The sequence below is a fragment of the Pseudoxanthomonas sacheonensis genome (genome assembly GCF_031455975.1).
Classification (GTDB): Bacteria; Pseudomonadota; Gammaproteobacteria; order Xanthomonadales; family Xanthomonadaceae; genus Pseudoxanthomonas_A; species Pseudoxanthomonas_A sacheonensis_A.
On record NZ_JAVDTT010000004.1, the window covers coordinates 210391 to 227380 of the forward strand.

The following is a 16990-nucleotide window of genomic DNA, read 5'->3' on the forward strand; positions in this document are numbered from 1 at the left end:
GACACTCTACACTGCGCGCCTCGGTTTGCGCTGCCTCGCGAATCCTTCGAATCACTTGATCCCTCCAAGGATGTGACATGTCAGACGTCTTGAACGACAACGCGCTGGACCAGTTGTTCCGTACCGCGCGCACCCAGAACACCTACCAGGACCGCCCGATCGAGGACGCGCAGCTGCGTGCGCTGTACGACTTGCTGAAGTGGGGCCCGACCTCGGCCAATATGTCGCCGGCGCGCTTCGTGTTCGTGAAGTCGCCCGCGGCCAAGGAAAAGCTCAGGCCCGCCCTGTCCGAAGGCAACCTGGCCAAAACCATGGCCGCGCCGGTGACCGTAATCGTGGCCTACGACGAGGACTTCCACGAAAAGCTGCCGTATTTGTTTCCGCATACCGATGCCAAGGCCTGGTTCGACGGCCCGCGCGAGAATCGCCATGACGCCGCCTTCCGCAATAGCAGCCTGCAGGGCGCCTACCTGATCCTGGCGGCCCGTTCGCTGGGCCTGGGCGCAGGCCCGATGTCCGGTTTCGACAACGCCAAGGTCGATGCGGCGTTCTTCGCCGGCACCACCGTCAAGTCCAACTTTCTCGTAAATCTGGGTTATGGCGATTCTGCCGGCCTGTTCCCGCGTTCGCCGCGGCTGTCCTTCGACGAAGCGGCGCGCATCGAATAGTTCACTTAGCCCCAACCCGCTTTCTGTTTCCATCAATCCTAAACACCAAGGAGTCACGTCATGCGCAAGACCCTGCTCGTTGCCGCCCTGTTCGCGTTCGCCGGTTCCGCTTTCGCCGCGCCCGCTGGTACCAGTGGTGCCATCACCTACAAGATCGATCCCAACCACACCAACGTCATCGCCAGCTGGAGCCACTTCGGCTTCTCCAACCCGAGCGTCAATTTCGGCAATGCCGACGGCACCATCGTTTACGACGCGGACAAGGTTTCCGCCTCCAGCGTGCAGGTCACGCTGCCGTTGACCGGGTTGAGCGCGCTGGCTACTGATTTCTACGACCATTTGACCAGCGCCGATTGGTTCGATGCGGCCAAGTATCCGGCCGCCACCTTCAAGAGCACCAAGGTGGAAGCCGCGGGCGAGGGCAAGCTGAAAGTCACCGGCGACCTGACCGTGAAGGGCGTGACCAAGCCGGTGGTGCTGGAAGTGAAATTGAACAAGGCAGGCGAGCAGCCGATGGCCAAGCGCGCCGCGGTCGGTTTCGACGCTACCGCGACGGTCAAGCGCAGCGAGTTCGGCCTGGGCAAGTACGTGCCGAACGTGAGCGACGACGTATCGCTGCGCATCACCACCGAGGCGATCGTGCCCAAGGCCGAGTAATTCTCGCAAGCGAAACGCTGTACGAAGCGCCGGCCGCGGTCACCGCGGCCGGCGTTTTGCTTTTCTGCTTTTGCCTCCTCCCTTGCGCGCAGCGCAGGGGAGGATTGAGGAGGGGTGCTCTTGATCTTGCTTTGGTCTTTATCCTTGCTTCGAAGAAAAAGCGTTTCGCGCTTTGCGCGAGTCACTTTTCTTTGAACGGCAAAGAAAAGTAACCAAAAGAAAGCCGCCCCCGTATCAAGTACGGGGCAGGCTCTACGCCGCGCCCAGCGATAAAGCCGCTGGGTCCGCAAAAGGGGCGGGAATTTCCGGAAGGCGCATCCTGCGCCTCCGGAAACGGCGCACATCCTTGTGCGCCGCCCCTGCGGGGTTTGCCCGCCCCTTTTGCCGCGCCTCACGGAGCATTGAAGAGCATAAGCAAGAGCTTCAAGCCATACCCCTTTCCCTTTTGCGGTATCTAGCCGGCTGTTAGACTGGCGTCTCGCACCGACCGACTGAATCCCCATGAGCCAGACCGCCACCGCGCCCGCCAATGCCGAGAAGCGCTACACCGTGCATCGCAGCGACCTGCCGCTTAGCTGTCCGTTGCCGTCGATGGCGCTGTGGAACTCGCATCCGCGCGTGTACCTGGCCATCGAAGAGGCGCCGAACAAGGACGTGCAATGCCCTTACTGCGGCTCGCATTTCGTTCTTGCTGATTGATTCGGCGTGTTGATCCCGCACGCACAGGCCCTGCGCCGATGCGTCGCCTGACGGTCGTACAGCTGCTTCCCGCGCTCGAATCCGGCGGTGTGGAGCGTTCCACCCTCGAAATTTCCCAGGCCCTGGTCGAAGCCGGCCATCGCGCCATCGTCGTTTCCGCAGGCGGCCGCCTGTTGCCGGCCTTGCAGAAGACCGGCGCCGAGCATGTTGCGCTGGATATCGGGCGCAAATCGTTGTTTACCTTCCGACACCTGCCCACGCTGCGGAAACTGCTGGTTCGCGAACGCGCGGATATCGTGCACGCACGTTCGCGTCTGCCGGCGTGGCTGGGCTTGAAGGCGGTGCAGGGCATCGCGCAAGCGCAGCGCCCGCGTTTCGTCACCACCATGCACGGGCTCAATTCGCCCGGCCGCTACAGCGCGGTCATGACCTACGGCGAGCGCGTCATCTGCGTTTCCGACACGGTGCGTCGCTACGTGCTGCAGCACTATCCGCAAACGGATGCGGATAAATTGCGGGTGATACCGCGTGGCATAGACACCGCCCAGTTTCCTCGCGCGGCGTGGCCCGAGCGGACATTGCGGTCCGAATTCGCGAAGCAGTATCCGCAGCTCGCGGGCGAAGCGCCCTTGTTGCTGTTGCCCGGGCGCGGTACCCGCTTGAAGGGCCACATCGATGCATTGCGCCTGCTCGCGGCTCTGCGTCGCGACGGTAGCGACGCACGCCTTTGGCTGCCCGGCGCGCGCGAAGCAGGGCGCGAGGACTATATCGCCGAGATGGAAGCCGAGGCCGCGAAACTGGGTATCGCGGAGGCAACGGCCTTCACCGCCGCCACTTCGCGCATCGCCGATGCCTACGCCGCCTGCGACCTGGTGCTGCAGCTGTCGCGCAAACCCGAATCCTTCGGGCGTACCGTGATCGAAGCGCTGTCGGTGGGCCGCCCGGTGCTGGGCTGGGCGCATGGCGGCGTGGGCGAATTGCTGGCCGAGCTGCAGCCGCAAGGCGCGGTGCCGCCTTTCGACGAAGCCGCACTGCTCGCGCAGGCCAACGCGCTGTTGACCCATCCGCCGTCGCCATTGGCTACGATGCCCTATACCCTGCGTGCGATGCAGGACGCCACGCTGGATCTTTACCAAGAACTCGCTGATGAATCCGAACGCGCTTCCCGTTGACGACACCGCTCCTGCCGCTGGCCATGGCTGGCGCTGGGCGCCCGCCTGGGTCCTGACCTTCGTCGCCTTGTGGCCCGCTTCCGGCGTGGCCGAAGGGGTGATGGTGTTGGGCGCGCTGGCCGCGATCGCGCGCCTGCTGCTGGTGCGTTTTCGCGGCGGCATGCGTCTGCTCAGCGGACCGGCGTGGGCGCTGACCAGCGCCTTGTTCCTGGCCTATTGGGTGCCGCAACTCGTTTCCGCATTCGATGCCACCGATCCTTCGCATGCGTTCTACAAAGTGGGCACCGGCCTGCGCTATCTGCCGTTCCTGTGGCTGGTGGCGGCCGCGGTCGCCAATGAAAAGGGCCGGCGCACCACCTTCGGCGGTCTGGCGGTCATCGTCACGGTGTGGACGGTCGATGCGTTGCTGCAGGTCGCCTTCGGCACCAGTCCGTTGTTCTGGGGGCTGGACCAGCTCAAGCAGCTCATCAGCGGCCACGGCATGTGCACCGCCGAAGACACGCTTGCGCTGGACCGTCTCAGTGGCTTCCTGGGTCCCTGCAACCTGAAACTTGGCGTGGTCCTGGCCAGCCTGTCGCCGTTCGCGTTGTTCGCACTCGGCAAGCGTTTCGGCATGCTCGGCTGGGTGCTGGCGTCGGCTGCGATCGGTCTGGTGATCCTGCTGGCGGGCGCGCGCGCCGCATGGCTGACTTACGGGCTGGTGCTGGTTTTCTCCGGTTGGCGCTTGCTCGGCTGGAAGAAACTGCTGGCTGTGTTCGCGTTCGGCGCGTTGTCGCTGATCGTGTTGAATCTGGTGTCGCCGCAGTTCCGCGAGCGCATCCAGCGCACCACGCAAGCCCTGGCCGCCGACGAAAGCGGAGTCGATGTAGCCCTCTCCGGGCGCGCGCAGATCTGGCGGGCGGCCACCTGCATGATCGGACAACATCCGATCAACGGTGTGGGCACGCGCAATTTCCGCGAGGAATACCCGGCCTGCGATCCGTCTCCCGGCACGCAACCGGCCTGGGGTGCCGGGCCTGCGCATCACGCTCACCAAATCGTGCTGGAAATACTGGCCGAAACCGGCGTCATCGGCCTGCTGCTGTGGTTGGCCGGCGCGGCGCTGGCCTGGCGCGCCTGGCGCTACGCGACACCCGAAGCGCGGGAACGCGCGCGCCCGGCGATGCTGGCGTTGGGCGTCACCGTGTTTCCGTTCAACACCCATCTGGCGTTCTATTCCACCTTCTGGGGCGGGCTGGCGTTGATGCTGGCGGCGCTGTATTCGGGCAGCCTGTTGGCCAGGGAACATGACCGAAACCAGCGCGACTGAGACCGGAAAGGCGCGTTGCTGGTTCATCGCGCCGCTCGATCTGTTGGCCGCCGGCATCGCACGGTTGCCGCAGTCCTTGCTGCTGGGCCTGGGAAGCTTGCTCGGCGTTCTGATGTGGCCGCTGCTGGGTAAGCGGCGGCGCTACGCGCGCATCAATCTGGCCTTGTGTTTCCCCGGGCTGGACGGCGCGCAACGACGCCGTCTGTTGCGCGAAAACGTACGCGCCACCGCCACCGGCGCGCTGGAACTGTTGCGTGCCTGGTACGCGCCGACGTCGGTGTTGGAAGGTCTGGCCGAAGTCGAAGGACTCGAACATCTTCGCGCGGCCACCGCATCGGGCCGCGGCGTGTTGTTGTTCGGCGGCCATTTCACCCATTCCGAACTGGCCGCGCGCCTCTTGCAGCAGGTCTCAGGACAACCGGTGCACGTGGTGGTACGCCGCAACAACAACCGCTGCCTGGAAGCGATGTTCGATGGCGCCCGTCGTCGCGCGTTCGCCGGCACCATCGCCAAGAAGGATGTGCGAGGCCTGCTGCGCACGCTGTCGCAAGGTGGAGTGGTGGCGTATTCGGCCGACCAGAACTTCACCTACCAGAACGCCTTCGTGCCGTTCTTCGGCGTGGCCGCGGCCACGCTGACCGCCACGCCGGATCTGGCGCGGCGCGGCAAGGCGGCAGTGCTGCCGTTCTGGTTCCATCGCGGCGACGATGGCCGCTACCGTCTGCGCATCGAGGCGCAATGGAACGGTTGGCCCAGCGGTGATCCCGCTGCCGACGCCGCACGCTACATGAGCGAACTGGAACAGGTCGTGCGCCAACATCCCGAGCAATATCTCTGGGTGCACCGGCGTTTCAAGACGCGACCGCCGGGCGAAGCCAGCGTCTACCGGTAGGTCGGGGCCACGCCCCCGACGCATGAACCCCAGACGGTGCACGTGATGTCGGGGACGTAGCCCCGACCTACGTCGTCATTCGTAAAGTTTCCCACGCCCATCCGGCTGGCGCTTGAAGCGGCGGTGGATCCACAAGTACTGCGCCGGCGCCTTGCGCACCATCGCTTCGATCGCCGCCATCACACGCGCGGTATCGGCGGTGGCGTCTTTGGAAGGGAATTCCTCGAAGGCCGGCGACAGCCGCAGGGTGTAGCCTCCATCGGCGCGGCGCTCGTGCGCGAAGGCGATCACGCTGGCGCCGGACAACCGCGAGAGCTGGTGGGTGGAGGTCAGGCTGTAGGCGGGCAGGCCGAAGAACGGCACGAATACGCTTTCGCCGCGGCGCGTGTCCTGGTCCGGCGCGAACCACAGCAGCCCACCCTGTTTCAGGTGCTTCAGCGCAGGCCGCAGCTCTTCGCGGGTGAACATCTGCGCCGCATAGCGCAGGCGTCCGTGCTTTACCGCCCATTCCATCGCGCCCTGGTCGTGCGGACGGTACATGCCGGCGAGCGGGGCGTAATCGCACATCAGCCGCGCGGAGATCTCCAGGGTGGTGAAGTGGCCGGAAATCACGATTACGCCACGCCCGCCTGCGCGCGCCGCTTCGAGATGCTCCAGTCCCTCCACGCGCAGATCGCGGCGCATCGGCTCCACGCTGCCCCACCAGGCGCGCGCGAATTCGAACAGGCCGATGCCGAGTTCGGAAAAACTCCTGTACACCAGGGATGCCTGCTGTGCCGCGTCCAACTCCGGGAAACACAGGGCGATGTTGCGTTCGGCGATGTGGCGCCGGCTGCGCAGTACTGCATGCAGGAACCTGCCCGCCAACCTGCCCAAGCCGCGTTGCAGTGGCCACGGCAGGCGCGCCAGCAAGGCGGCCAGACCGATGCCGAGCCATGCCGGCCACTGGCGGACGCCCTTCGGCGCCGGGTCGTTGTCGTGGCGAGGGCTTTCAACGCGGTCAAGTTCGGCCATACAGCGATTCTAACGGTTCAGTTGGTTATCCTTCCGCGATGCGGATGGACCTGACCGAGCGTTTCCTGCGTGGCCTGTATTCGGCTGTGCTCTATGTACTGACGCCGGTCACGGTCTACCACCTGGTCTGGCGCGGTTTTCGTTTCCGCGAATATTTCCAGCGCTGGAACGAACGCTACGCCTCCTACGGGCAGCCGCAGCGGCGAATCGATGTATGGCTGCACGCGGTATCGGTGGGCGAGGTCAACGCCGCGGTGCCCGTGGTCGACGCGCTGCGCCGCGCGCACCCGGACCTGCGCTGGCTGGTGACCACCATCACTCCCACCGGCTCCGAGCGCGTGCGCGCCCTGTGGGGCGAGGGAGTCGAGCACGTCTATGTGCCCTATGACCTGCCAGGCGCGATATCGCGTTTCCTGCGCCACTATCGCCCGCGGCTGGCATTGGTGATGGAAACCGAGCTGTGGCCCAACTTGCTGTTCGGTTGCCGCGACCAGGGCATTCCTACTTATATCCTCAACGCACGTCTGTCGGCGCGTTCGCTGCGCGGCTACCGCGTGCTGGCGCCGCTGATTTCACGGGTGGTGCGCACGCTCAAGCGGATCGGCGCGCAATCCACGCTCGACGGCAAGCGTTTCGTCGCTCTAGGTGCGATGCCTGGCGGGGTGGTGGACACGGGCAATCTCAAGTTCGACATCGCCGCGCCGGAAGGTCTCGCCGATTTCGTGCGCGCTTTCGGCGACCAGGCGGGGCAGCGGCCGGTATGGATCGCGGCCAGCACCCATGAGGACGAGGAAGCGGCGGTCATCGCCCTGCACCGCGAGCTGAGGCAGCGATGGCCGGACCTGTTGCTGCTGTGGGCGCCGCGTCACCCCGAACGTTTCCCCCGGGTCGCCGAGCAAGCGCAAACGGCCGGCTGGAAAGTCGCTACCCGCCGCAAATCGACTTGGCCCAATGCCGGCGACGATGTCTTCGTGATCGATACGCTGGGCGAACTGATGTCGTTCTACGCCTGCGCCGAGGTCGCCTTCGTCGGCGGCAGCCTGCAACCGATCGGCGGGCATAACCTGCTCGAGCCGGCGGCGGTGGGCACGGCCATGGTGACCGGGCCCCACCTGCACAACTTCGCCGAGATTTCCAAGCGGCTGAAGGAAGCCGGCGCCTTGCTGATCGCCGAGGATGCGCACGGCGTCGGGGTCGCGCTCGCCGAATTGCTAGGCGATCCCGAGGCGCGCCGGAAATGCGTCGAAGCGGGACGCATCTTGGTGGAACAGGGACGCGGCGCACTGGCCAAAACCTTGCAGATGATCGATGCCGATCTTCCGGTGCACGGGGATTCGTAGGTCGGGGCTACGTCCCCGACGCGTGATATCTCGACGGTGCGGGTAGCGTCGGGGCGTGGCCCCGACCTACACAAACGATTACGGCGAACCGAAGTCCGCCGTAATCGAAGTGCCGCCTCGCAAAGACCTTAGGCGTCGTTACTGACCATCGCCGGGCGCGAGCTGCGCTTGCGCATCGGCGGTCAGCAGACGGTTCACGTCCTGCACGTCGTCGGCGTCCAGGGTGCCGGCTGCCTGGTCCAGCAGCAGTCGGTTCTGCAGGTAGTTGTACTTGGCCAATGCGTAGTTCTGCTGGGCCAGGAACAGGTTCTGCTGGTTGATCAACACGTCCAGCACGGTGCGGGTACCGACTTCCAATCCGACCTGCGAGGCTTCGTAGGCGGCCTTGGCCGACACCAACGCCAGGCGGCGCGCCTCGATCTCGCTGATGCCCGCTTCCAGGGTCTGGTAGGCATTGCGCGTATTGCGCACGATGGCGCGCTTCTGCTGCTCGTAGCCGTCCTGCGCCGCATCGCGATTGGCTAGCGCCTCGCGCACCCGCGACTGGGTGGCGCCGCCGGAGAAGATCGGCACGCTCAAGGTCAGGCCGATGGTGGTGCCGGTACCGTCGCCGTTGGCACCGGTGGTATCGCCCCACGCCGCGTCCTTGCCCCAATTGGCGCCCAGCGACAGGGTGGGCAGATGGCCGGCGCGTGCGGTGGAAACTCCGGCTTCGGCCGATTGCACCTGATATTCAAGCGACTTCAGCGATGGGTTGGTGCTCACCGCGGTGTTGACCCAGCCTTCGGCGTCGTAATCGGTCGGCAGTACGGGACGGAAATCGTCCGGCAGCGCCTTCAGGTTGGCGATCGGCTGGCCGGTGATCTCGGTCAGCGCTTCGTACGCATCCTTCAGGGCGTTGCGGCTGGTGATCACGCTGGCGCGCGCGCTGTCGTACTGGGCGCGGGCTTCGTGCACGTCGGTGATCGGAGCCAGGCCCACGTCCAGACGCTTCTGCGCGTAGTCGAACTGCTTCTGCAACGCGGTCTGCTGGGCTTCGGCCGCGGCCAGCGTTTCGATCGCGACCAGCACATTGAAGTAAGCCGCCGAGGTGCGGGTGATCAACGCGTCGTTGGCCGCTTCCAGGTCGAAATCGGCGGCCTGGCTCAGCGCGCGCTGTCCGCGCAGGGTGGAGTAGCGGCTGAAGTCGAGCACCGACTGGTTGACGCTGACGCCGTAGCTGCGGCTGGTGTTGGTGGTGGAACCCGGCACGGCGTCCAGTTCATTACGGCTGCGGCTGAGCGAGGCGGTGCCGTTGACCTGCGGCAACAGCGCGGCGCGCGCCTGCACGGCGCCTTCCTTCTGCGCCAGGCGTCCGGATTCGGCGGCGGCCAGTTGCGGATCGCCGGTACGTGCGAGTTCATAGGTCTGCATCAGATCCGTGGCGTTTGCTCCAGCACCCAATAGGGATGTTGGCAGGGCCAGGGCGAGCGCGAGAACGAGGGGGCGGCGACTCATGCGGTTTCCTTTCTGAAAATCAAAAGACGAATTGCGGCACCGGGGCGGCGCCGACAAGATACGGAACGTCGGTCTCAAACAACGATTCTATGCGGGGGCCGTTGACGTCGTTGTGCACCAGCACCGCTTCCATCACCGGCGAATGGCCGCGGACCACGAACAACCGGCCTCCCGGACGCAGCCACTGCAAAAAATGTGACGGCACTTCCGTCATCGCCGCGGTCACGCAGATCGCATCGAAGCGGCGCTCGGTGGCGTAGTGCAGGGCGTCGGCGGTTTCGATGCGCACGTTGTTGCCGTAGCCGCTGGCGTCCAGCTGCTGGCGCGCGCGGTCGGCGAGTTCGGGTTGGATCTCCAGGCTGACCACTTCGCGGGCCAGCGCACCCATGCATGCGGCCAGATAGCCGCCGCCGGTGCCGATCTCCAGCACCTCGTCGCCTTCCTGCAGCAACAGCGCTTGCAGGGCGCGGCCCTCGACCACGGGCTTCATCATCTTCTGGCCATGGCCCAGCGGAATCTCCACGTCGGCATAGGCCAGTGCGCGGTGGATCTCGGGTACGAACTTCTCCCGCGGCAGGGTCGCCAACACACCCAGCACGCGCGCGTCCAGGACCTCCCAGGGGCGCACCTGCTGCTCGACCATCATTTCGCGGGCTTGGTTGTAATCGATCGTCATGGGTGGTGATCCGGCGCGGGGGACGCGCAGTTTAGCGGGTCGCGGCGCGTTTTTAGGGTCGTGCGGTGCGGAGCAGCATGGCCGTACTACCACACCGATACGCAGTGCCGGAAGTCACCGCGACCTCCGTCATGATCGATCGCCTTGGTTTTTCAAGACTTGGCATAGGCGCGCAGGAACATGTCCACGCTGGCATCCAGATGGGCGTTGACGTCGCCCCGTGCGGGTCGGGCGCCAATGCCGCACATCATCCGGCCGTGCAGCTCGCCCTTGATCAGGGCGAAGAACTGCTCCGACGCGCGCTGCACATCGACGATGTCCAGCTCGCCGGCCTCCACCCGCGACTGCAGGAAAGCGCCGAAGGCCTGATGGGTGCGCTGCGGACCGGCTTCCCAGAACAACTTGCGCAGCGGATCGTCGGCGTTGCCCGGGGTGATCATCATGCGATGCGTGCTGATCGCCTCGTCGCTGCTGATCAGGGCGAAGAAGCCGCTGGCGATCGCCTTGAGCTGCGCGCGCAACGGACCTTTCAGCTCCTGGGCGAACAGGTCGTCCGGCAGCATTTCCTCGCACTTGGCGCGCACGGCGGCCGCGAACAGCGCTTCCTTGTCGCCGAAATGGCTGTAAACAGTGAGCTTGGAGACGCCGGCCTCGGCCGCGATCTGGTCCATGCTGACGCCGGCGTAGCCATCGCCGGAGAACAGACGCTTGGCCGCCTCCAGGATGGCGTCGCGCTTGGCCAGGTCCTTGGGCCGGCCGGGGCCCGAAAGCCTGGGGGCCGTTTTTTGACGGCTGGCGGGGGAGGGGTTACTGACCATTTCTCAATACTAGACTAATCGGTTCGATATTTATACTATACCGTCAAGTCCATTTATTGATGAACAAGACGGAGTGTTCTCCCTATGTGCAGTGTGTCCATGCGCAATGCGCGCAGCTACGGAATTCTGCTCCTTCTATTGCTGGGGCTCTCTGCCTGTGGCGGCCAGTCCGAATCGGCCGAAGTCGCGCGCCCGGTCCTGGTGGTGCATCCGGGCGGTGGTGCGCAGGCCGCGCTGTCCGCCTATGCCGGCGAAGTGCGCGCCCGCGAAGAAAGCCCGCTCTCGTTCCGGGTCGGCGGCAACCTGATCCGCCGCAACGTGGATGCCGGCACCCAGGTCAAACAGGGCCAAGTCCTGGCCGTGCTGGACGCCGACGACCTTTCCCTGCAGGCGCAGGCCGCGCAAGCCCAGCTGGCCGCCGCCGAAGCCGATCTGGTCCGCGCCCGCGGCGACCGCGACCGCTACGCCAAGCTGGTGGGCGACAAACTTGTCAGCCAATCCACCTACGATGCGCAGAACGCGGCCTACAAAGCCGCCGAAGGCCAGGCCCGCGCGGCCCGCGCCCAGCTCGATGTGGCCCGCAACCAGGCCGCCTATTCGCAACTGCGCGCGCCGCACGACGGTGTCATCGCCACCCGCCAGGCCGAAGCCGGGCAGGTGGTCGCCGCCGGCCAGACCATCTTTACCCTGGCCGCCGACGACGGCCGCGAAGTGGCGATCTCGCTGCCCGAAGGCCGCATCCGCGACTTCACGGTCGGCCAGCCGGTGCTGGTGGAACTGTGGAACGCGCCGGGCGAGCGTTTGCCCGGTTTGATCCGCGAAATTTCCCCCGCCGCCGATGCGCAAACCCGCACCTACGCCGCGCGCGTCAATCTGGTCGGCGCCGCAGCCAAAGCAGTCGAACTGGGCCAGAGCGCCCGCGTCTACGTGCAGGAAACCGGACCGGAGGCCGCGCTCAGCGTGCCGCTTTCGGCGGTGCAGCGCGGCGCCAAGGGCGCGACGGCGGTCTGGGTGGTCGATCCGCAGAGCGGCAAGGTGAAATCGCAGCCGGTGCAGTTGGGCCGATATGGCGAAACCGACGTGCCCGTGCTCGGCGGCCTCAAGGCCAGCGACTGGGTGGTCGGCGCCGGCGGGCATCTGCTGCGCGAAGGCCAGCCGGTCACGCCGGTGGACCGCGACAATCGTCCCCTGCTGTCGAAGAAAGTCGTCGCCGCCACTCCCAAGGCGGACTGACCCATGAAGCGCTTCAATCTTTCCGAATGGGCGCTGACGCATCGCGCGTTGGTGCTGTACGCGATGATCGTGCTCGCCCTGATCGGCGCCTGGTCGTACCGGCACCTGGGCCAGTCCGAAGACCCGCCCTTCACCTTCAAGGTGATGGTGGTGCGCACCGTGTGGCCGGGCGCGCCGGCCGATGAAGTCGCCAAACAGGTCACCGAGCGCATCGAAAAGGCGCTGATGACCACCGGCAACTACGAGTTCATCCGCTCGTATTCGCGCCCCGGCGAATCGCAGGTGATGTTCATCGCACGCGACTCCATGCACTCCGATGAAGTGCCCGAGCTCTGGTACCAGGCGCGCAAGAAAGTCGGCGACATCAAGGCCACCCTGCCCGAGGGCGTGGTCGGTCCTTTCTTCAACGACGAATTCGGCGACACCTTCGGCAATATCTACGCGCTCACCGGTCCTGGCTTCGATTACGCGGTGATGAAGGACTACGCCGAGCGCATCCAGCTGGAGCTGCAGCGGGTCGCCGACGTGGGCAAGGTAGAACTGATCGGGCTGCAGGACGAGAAGGTCTGGATAGAGCTGTCCAACACCAAGCTGGCCACGCTGGGAATTCCGCTCAGCCAGGTGCAGCAGGCGCTGGACCAGCAGAACGCGGTGACCTCGGCCGGCTTCTTCGAGACCACCAGCGACCGCGTGCAGTTGCGCGTCAGCGGCGCCTTCGATTCGGTCAAGGACATCCGCGACTTCCCGATCCAGGCCGGCGGCCGCACGCTGCGGCTGGGCGACATCGCTGAGGTGCATCGCGGCTTCGCCGATCCTTCCGCGCCGAAGATGCGTTTCATGGGCCAGGACGCGATAGGCCTGGCGGTGGCGATGAAGAACGGCGGCGACATCATCCGCCTGGGCAAGACCCTGGACGCGGAATTCGAACGCCTGCAGAAAACCATTCCCACCGGCATGGAGCTGCGCAAGGTTTCCGACCAGCCGCACGCGGTGCAGGATTCGGTCGGCGAATTCGTGCGCGTGCTGACCGAAGCGGTGGTCATCGTGCTGCTAGTCAGCTTCTTCTCGTTGGGCCTGCGCACCGGTCTGGTGGTGGCGGTGACCATCCCGCTGGTGCTGGCGATGACCTTCGCGGTCATGCACTACTTCAATATCGGCCTGCACAAGATCTCGCTGGGCGCGCTGGTGCTGGCGCTGGGGCTGCTGGTGGACGACGCGATCATCGCGGTGGAGATGATGGCCATCAAGATGGAGCAGGGCTTCGACCGCATGCGCGCGGCCAGCTTCGCCTACACCTCTACCGCCTTCCCCATGCTCACCGGCACCCTGGTCACCGCGGCCGGCTTCCTGCCCATCGCCACCGCGGCCTCGGGCACCGGCGAATACACGCGCTCGCTATTCCAGGTGGTCACCATCGCGCTGATCGTGTCGTGGATCGCGGCGGTGCTGTTCATTCCCTACCTGGGCGACAAGATGCTGCCGGATCTGCATCAGCCCAAGCCGCCGAAGCCCGGTTCGCTGGCGGCGCGTTGGCACGATTTCCGCGCGCGCCTGGCCGGCCGCCTCCCCGCGTTCTCCAGCGTGCTCGCGCCCAAGGTCCACGACGGTCACGAGCACGATCCCTACCAGACCGCCTTCTACCAGCGCTACCGCAAACTACTCGACGCCTGCCTGCGCCATCGCTGGTTGGTGATCGGGGTGACCGTGCTGGCGTTCGTACTGTCGATCGCGCTGTTCCGGTTCGTGCCGCAGCAGTTCTTCCCCGACTCGGTGCGGCCGGAACTGATGGTGGACATGGAGCTGGCCGAAGGCAGTTCGCTGCGTTCCACCCAGGTCCAGGCCGAGAAACTGGAAAAAATGCTGGCCAAGCGCGAAGGCGTGGACAACTACGTGGCTTACGTGGGCACCGGTTCGCCGCGCTTCTACCTGCCGCTGGACCAGCAGCTGCCGCAGGCCAACTTCGCCCAGTTCGTGGTCTTGACCAAGGACATCGAGGCGCGCGAATCGATGCGCGAGTGGCTGATCAAGGAGGTAGGTCCGCAGTTCCCCGAATTGCAGTTCCGCGTGACGCGGTTGGAAAACGGTCCGCCGGTCGGCTATCCCATCCAGTTCCGCATCGCCGGCGAGCACATCGATCGCGTGCAGGCGCTGGCCCATCAGGTCGCCGACAAGGTGCGCGCCAATCCCAACGTCACCAACGTCAATCTGGACTGGGACGAGCCCAGCAAGGTCGTGCGCTTGAAGATCGACCAGGACCGCGCGCGCACGCTGGGCGTCAGCACCGCCGACGTGTCGCATTTCCTCACCGGATCGCTCTCGGGTCTGCGCGTCAGCACCTATCGGGAAGGCAACGAACTGGTCGAGATCCTGCTGCGCGGTCCGGAGGACGAACGCGTGCGCCTGGACATGCTCGGCAGTCTGGCCGTGCCCACCACCAACGGCAGTGTGCCGCTGTCGCAGATCGCCGATATCGAATACGCGTTCGAGGACGGCATCATCTGGCACCGCAACCGCCTGCCCACGGTCACCGTGCGCGCCGACATCCGCGACGGTCTCACTCCGCCGACGGTGGTCGAGCAGATCCTGCCCACCCTGGAAAAGATCCGCAGCGAGCTGCCGCAGGGCTACCTGCTGGAAACAGGCGGCACGGTGGAGGATTCGGGGCGCGGACAGAACTCGATCAAGGCCGGCCTGCCGCTGTTCCTGCTGGCGGTGGCCACGCTGCTGATGCTGCAGCTGCGCAGCTTCTCGCGCATGGCGCTGGTGATGCTGACCGCGCCGCTGGGCCTGATCGGCGTGACCTTCGCGCTGCTGGTGTTCCGCGTGCCGTTCGGCTTCGTGGCCATGCTCGGCACCATCGCGCTGTCGGGCATGATCATGCGCAACTCGGTGATCCTGGTCGATCAGATCCAGCAGGACATCGATGCCGGCCACGACCGCTGGCACGCGATCATCGACGCTACCGTGCGCCGCTTCCGCCCCATCGTGCTGACCGCGCTCGCCGCCGTGCTGGCGATGATCCCGCTGTCGCGCAGCGCCTTCTTCGGCCCGATGGCGGTGGCCATCATGGGCGGCCTGACCGTGGCCACGGCGCTGACGCTGCTGTTCCTGCCGGCGCTGTACGCGGCGTGGTTCAAGGTGAAGCCGGAAGAGCGCGGAACGGCCTGAGGGCGCACGCAGCGAAGCCAGGAAAAATAAGTTCGTCATCCCGGCGAACGCCGGGATCCAGCCCGCCGATGTCGGAAAGTTGGGTCCCGGCATTCGTCGGGATGACGGCTTTTTAGGAGTTGGTGCTCAACCCCCGCGCCGCGCCCGCCTTGCGAACAGCGTGCACACCACGCCGAACACCATATGCGCCACCACGCTCATCGCCATCGTATCGAGATGCTTGAATGACGGCGACGCGCCTACGCGCGACAGCGGCATCACCACGAAGTTCATTACCACATACAACCCCACGCCGTAGAGCAGGCCGGCGACCACCGGCTTTTCCACCAGCAGGCGGAAGCGGGAGCTGAGCGCGATGCAGATCACGACGAAGGCGATGGCCATGGCCGCATGCAGTCCCGCGCCCAGCAGGGCCGTTGCCGTACCGCCCTCGTAACTGGCCTTGCCGAGTACGCCGACGGCGATGCTCTGGAACACCTGGGTCACGCCTTTCGCGGTCCATTCGAACCAGACCGCGATGGCGAAGAGGGCGTCGGCCACGGCGATCAACAGGCCGCCGTACACGGCTTGTTTCCAGTCGATGGGGTGTCTTGAGTGGGTGGCGGCGACCATGGCGGAACCTGACGATGGCAGTAGACCTTGATAGGGCCAGGGAGTCGCGCCGTCAATCGCCAGCGGCGCGATCCCGGCGAACCGCCTTTTTCCGCAAACCGATCGGAACCGTCCCTACCGACCATCGGACGAATGGTTATCCGCCGACAGCCTGGATGCTTGATGTGCAGTGCACCAACCCGCAAATTCGGTGTCGGGGATCGCGCACCTGGCGTGCGCTACTTTTGGGGACGGGGATGCAAGCGGGAAAATTGAATTGGAGCGGCGCCTCTTTGTGGGCGCTGATTGCGAGCTGCTGCATGACGATCGCCGGAATGCTGATTTTCCTGGCTACCCTCGTCTGGCCGGTCTGGCTCACTGGGGCTGTGTTGTTCACCTTGGTCATTGGTGCGCCATCCTTGATCCTGCGCATGGCGATCGGCCATCGCACGAAGTTCCGCTTCGGATCGAGCCCGGCGCAAGCGGTCGTCGCAGGCGTGGCGGTTTTCTTCTATCTGGGCCTGGTGGCCTTCTTCGTCGCAGGGTTGTAGTTCGAAAGGGCGGTCGTCGCACTCTCCTCGGCGGGAAGAGTTGGATTCATTGCCCAACCTACGGCCTCGCTCAGTCCTTGCGCGACTCGCACACTTGCTTGAGGTTGGCCAGCACCTGGCCCCAGGCGAAGTTGTTGAAGCCGGCGAAAGGGCTGGCATCGTCGTAATGCGTCTGCCGAAAATCCAGGGTGGTGATCGGATTGTCCTTGGCATCGTCTTCGGCGCAGTCGCGTTCGATGTCGGCCGCTGCGCTGGGTCCTTCGGACAGTTCGAAGACGAAGTGGGTGCCGGTCCATGCCGACGCCGGACTGGTCGGGGGATGTTCGCTGATGCATTCCCATTCCACGCGCCGGTTGGGCAGGCGTTGCAGCACTTTCAGGCGGACGACGCCGTGTTGTTCGCCAGGGTTGTGCTCCAGCACCAGGCCGGCGTCGGTCTGCACCGCCGTCTGCTGGTCCCACCAGGTACCGATCCCCTCCGGTTCGGACAGCGCGGCATACACCTGCGCGATGGGCGTCCGGATCGCCAGTTGATGATGGATGCTCGCCATGGCCGTCTCCTTTTTGGTCGCAATCCAGAAGAGAGGCGAGGTTAGCGCCGGGTCTGCATGCGTGGGGTTAAAACGGAGACTCGGACTTCGTCTATCGCGCCGATTCGGGAAGATGCGGAGGGGCCGCCTAGAGTCTCGCGCTATGGGCCTTGCCC

The 16990-nt window shown here is 65.5% G+C and carries 16 protein-coding genes; 10 read left to right on the forward strand and 6 right to left on the reverse strand.

Translation table 11 applies throughout. From position 1 onward, the window contains the following. Window positions 1–77 precede the first annotated feature (77 nt). The 6 genes from J2W94_RS15500 (at window position 78) to J2W94_RS15525 (ending at window position 5397) form a co-directional block, all read left to right on the forward strand. On the forward strand, window positions 78–668 hold the full coding sequence (locus tag J2W94_RS15500; protein ID WP_310095367.1) for a malonic semialdehyde reductase: 591 nt from the start codon (window positions 78–80) through the stop codon (window positions 666–668). Between the two features lie 60 nt (window positions 669–728). Beyond that, complete coding sequence (locus J2W94_RS15505) at window positions 729–1325, forward strand: YceI family protein (RefSeq protein WP_310095370.1); 597 nt, start codon at window positions 729–731, stop codon at window positions 1323–1325. A 501-nt stretch (window positions 1326–1826) separates the two neighbouring features. Beyond that, window positions 1827–2024 carry a zinc-finger domain-containing protein gene (locus J2W94_RS15510; RefSeq protein ID WP_310095372.1) on the forward strand — a complete coding sequence of 66 codons (198 nt, stop codon included), beginning with the start codon at window positions 1827–1829 and terminating at the stop codon, window positions 2022–2024. A 38-nt stretch (window positions 2025–2062) separates the two neighbouring features. Continuing rightward, on the forward strand, window positions 2063–3196 hold the full coding sequence (locus J2W94_RS15515) for a glycosyltransferase (RefSeq protein WP_310095375.1): 1134 nt from the start codon (window positions 2063–2065) through the stop codon (window positions 3194–3196). Next, window positions 3171–4505, forward strand: a complete 1335-nt coding sequence (locus J2W94_RS15520) for an O-antigen ligase family protein (protein WP_310095378.1) — start codon at window positions 3171–3173, stop codon at window positions 4503–4505. The genes J2W94_RS15515 and J2W94_RS15520 overlap by 26 nt, the downstream gene beginning before the upstream one ends. After that, window positions 4483–5397, forward strand: a complete 915-nt coding sequence (locus tag J2W94_RS15525) for a lysophospholipid acyltransferase family protein (protein WP_310095380.1) — start codon at window positions 4483–4485, stop codon at window positions 5395–5397. The genes J2W94_RS15520 and J2W94_RS15525 overlap by 23 nt, the downstream gene beginning before the upstream one ends. A 75-nt stretch (window positions 5398–5472) precedes the next feature. On the opposite strand, the gene lpxL is transcribed toward J2W94_RS15525, so the two are convergent. After that, complete coding sequence (gene lpxL / locus J2W94_RS15530) at window positions 5473–6411, reverse strand: LpxL/LpxP family Kdo(2)-lipid IV(A) lauroyl/palmitoleoyl acyltransferase (protein WP_310095383.1); 939 nt, start codon at window positions 6409–6411, stop codon at window positions 5473–5475. Window positions 6412–6449: 38 nt separating this feature from the next. Here lpxL and waaA point away from each other — a divergent pair, with 38 nt between their 5' ends. Beyond that, window positions 6450–7751 carry a lipid IV(A) 3-deoxy-D-manno-octulosonic acid transferase gene (waaA, locus tag J2W94_RS15535; RefSeq protein ID WP_310095384.1) on the forward strand — a complete coding sequence of 434 codons (1302 nt, stop codon included), beginning with the start codon at window positions 6450–6452 and terminating at the stop codon, window positions 7749–7751. A 138-nt stretch (window positions 7752–7889) separates the two neighbouring features. On the opposite strand, the gene J2W94_RS15540 is transcribed toward waaA, so the two are convergent. The 3 genes from J2W94_RS15540 to J2W94_RS15550 all read right to left on the reverse strand — a co-directional run bounded on the left by J2W94_RS15540 (window position 7890) and on the right by J2W94_RS15550 (window position 10742). Continuing rightward, the gene (locus J2W94_RS15540) at window positions 7890–9248 is read right to left on the reverse strand and encodes a TolC family outer membrane protein (RefSeq protein ID WP_310095387.1); all 1359 of its coding nucleotides are present in this window, start codon (window positions 9246–9248) and stop codon (window positions 7890–7892) included. Window positions 9249–9267: 19 nt separating this feature from the next. Beyond that, window positions 9268–9924 (reverse strand): protein-L-isoaspartate O-methyltransferase family protein, encoded by a 657-nt coding sequence (locus J2W94_RS15545; RefSeq protein WP_310095389.1) that lies wholly within the window; start codon window positions 9922–9924, stop codon window positions 9268–9270. A 152-nt stretch (window positions 9925–10076) separates the two neighbouring features. Next, window positions 10077–10742, reverse strand: coding sequence for a TetR/AcrR family transcriptional regulator (locus tag J2W94_RS15550; protein WP_310095391.1), 666 nt, complete (start codon window positions 10740–10742; stop codon window positions 10077–10079). A gap of 84 nt (window positions 10743–10826) precedes the next feature. Here J2W94_RS15550 and J2W94_RS15555 point away from each other — a divergent pair, with 84 nt between their 5' ends. Together J2W94_RS15555 and J2W94_RS15560 are read left to right on the forward strand one after the other, a co-directional pair. Beyond that, the gene (locus J2W94_RS15555) at window positions 10827–11975 is read left to right on the forward strand and encodes an efflux RND transporter periplasmic adaptor subunit (protein WP_430540632.1); all 1149 of its coding nucleotides are present in this window, start codon (window positions 10827–10829) and stop codon (window positions 11973–11975) included. 3 nt (window positions 11976–11978) lie between these two features. Continuing rightward, a complete protein-coding gene (locus J2W94_RS15560) occupies window positions 11979–15143 on the forward strand; it encodes an efflux RND transporter permease subunit (protein WP_310095393.1) in 3165 nt (1054 codons plus the stop codon). 126 nt (window positions 15144–15269) lie between these two features. Here the strand turns inward: J2W94_RS15560 and J2W94_RS15565 are convergent, their stop codons facing one another. Continuing rightward, entirely contained in the window at window positions 15270–15755 is a 486-nt protein-coding gene (locus tag J2W94_RS15565) for a hypothetical protein (RefSeq protein WP_310095395.1), read from the reverse strand. 299 nt (window positions 15756–16054) lie between these two features. Between J2W94_RS15565 and J2W94_RS15570 the strand changes: the two genes are divergently transcribed. Continuing rightward, on the forward strand, window positions 16055–16285 hold the full coding sequence (locus J2W94_RS15570) for a hypothetical protein (RefSeq protein WP_310095398.1): 231 nt from the start codon (window positions 16055–16057) through the stop codon (window positions 16283–16285). Between the two features lie 70 nt (window positions 16286–16355). Here J2W94_RS15570 and J2W94_RS15575 read toward each other — a convergent pair whose 3' ends face one another. Beyond that, the gene (locus J2W94_RS15575) at window positions 16356–16835 is read right to left on the reverse strand and encodes an SRPBCC family protein (RefSeq protein WP_310095400.1); all 480 of its coding nucleotides are present in this window, start codon (window positions 16833–16835) and stop codon (window positions 16356–16358) included. Window positions 16836–16990: the final 155 nt, after the last annotated feature.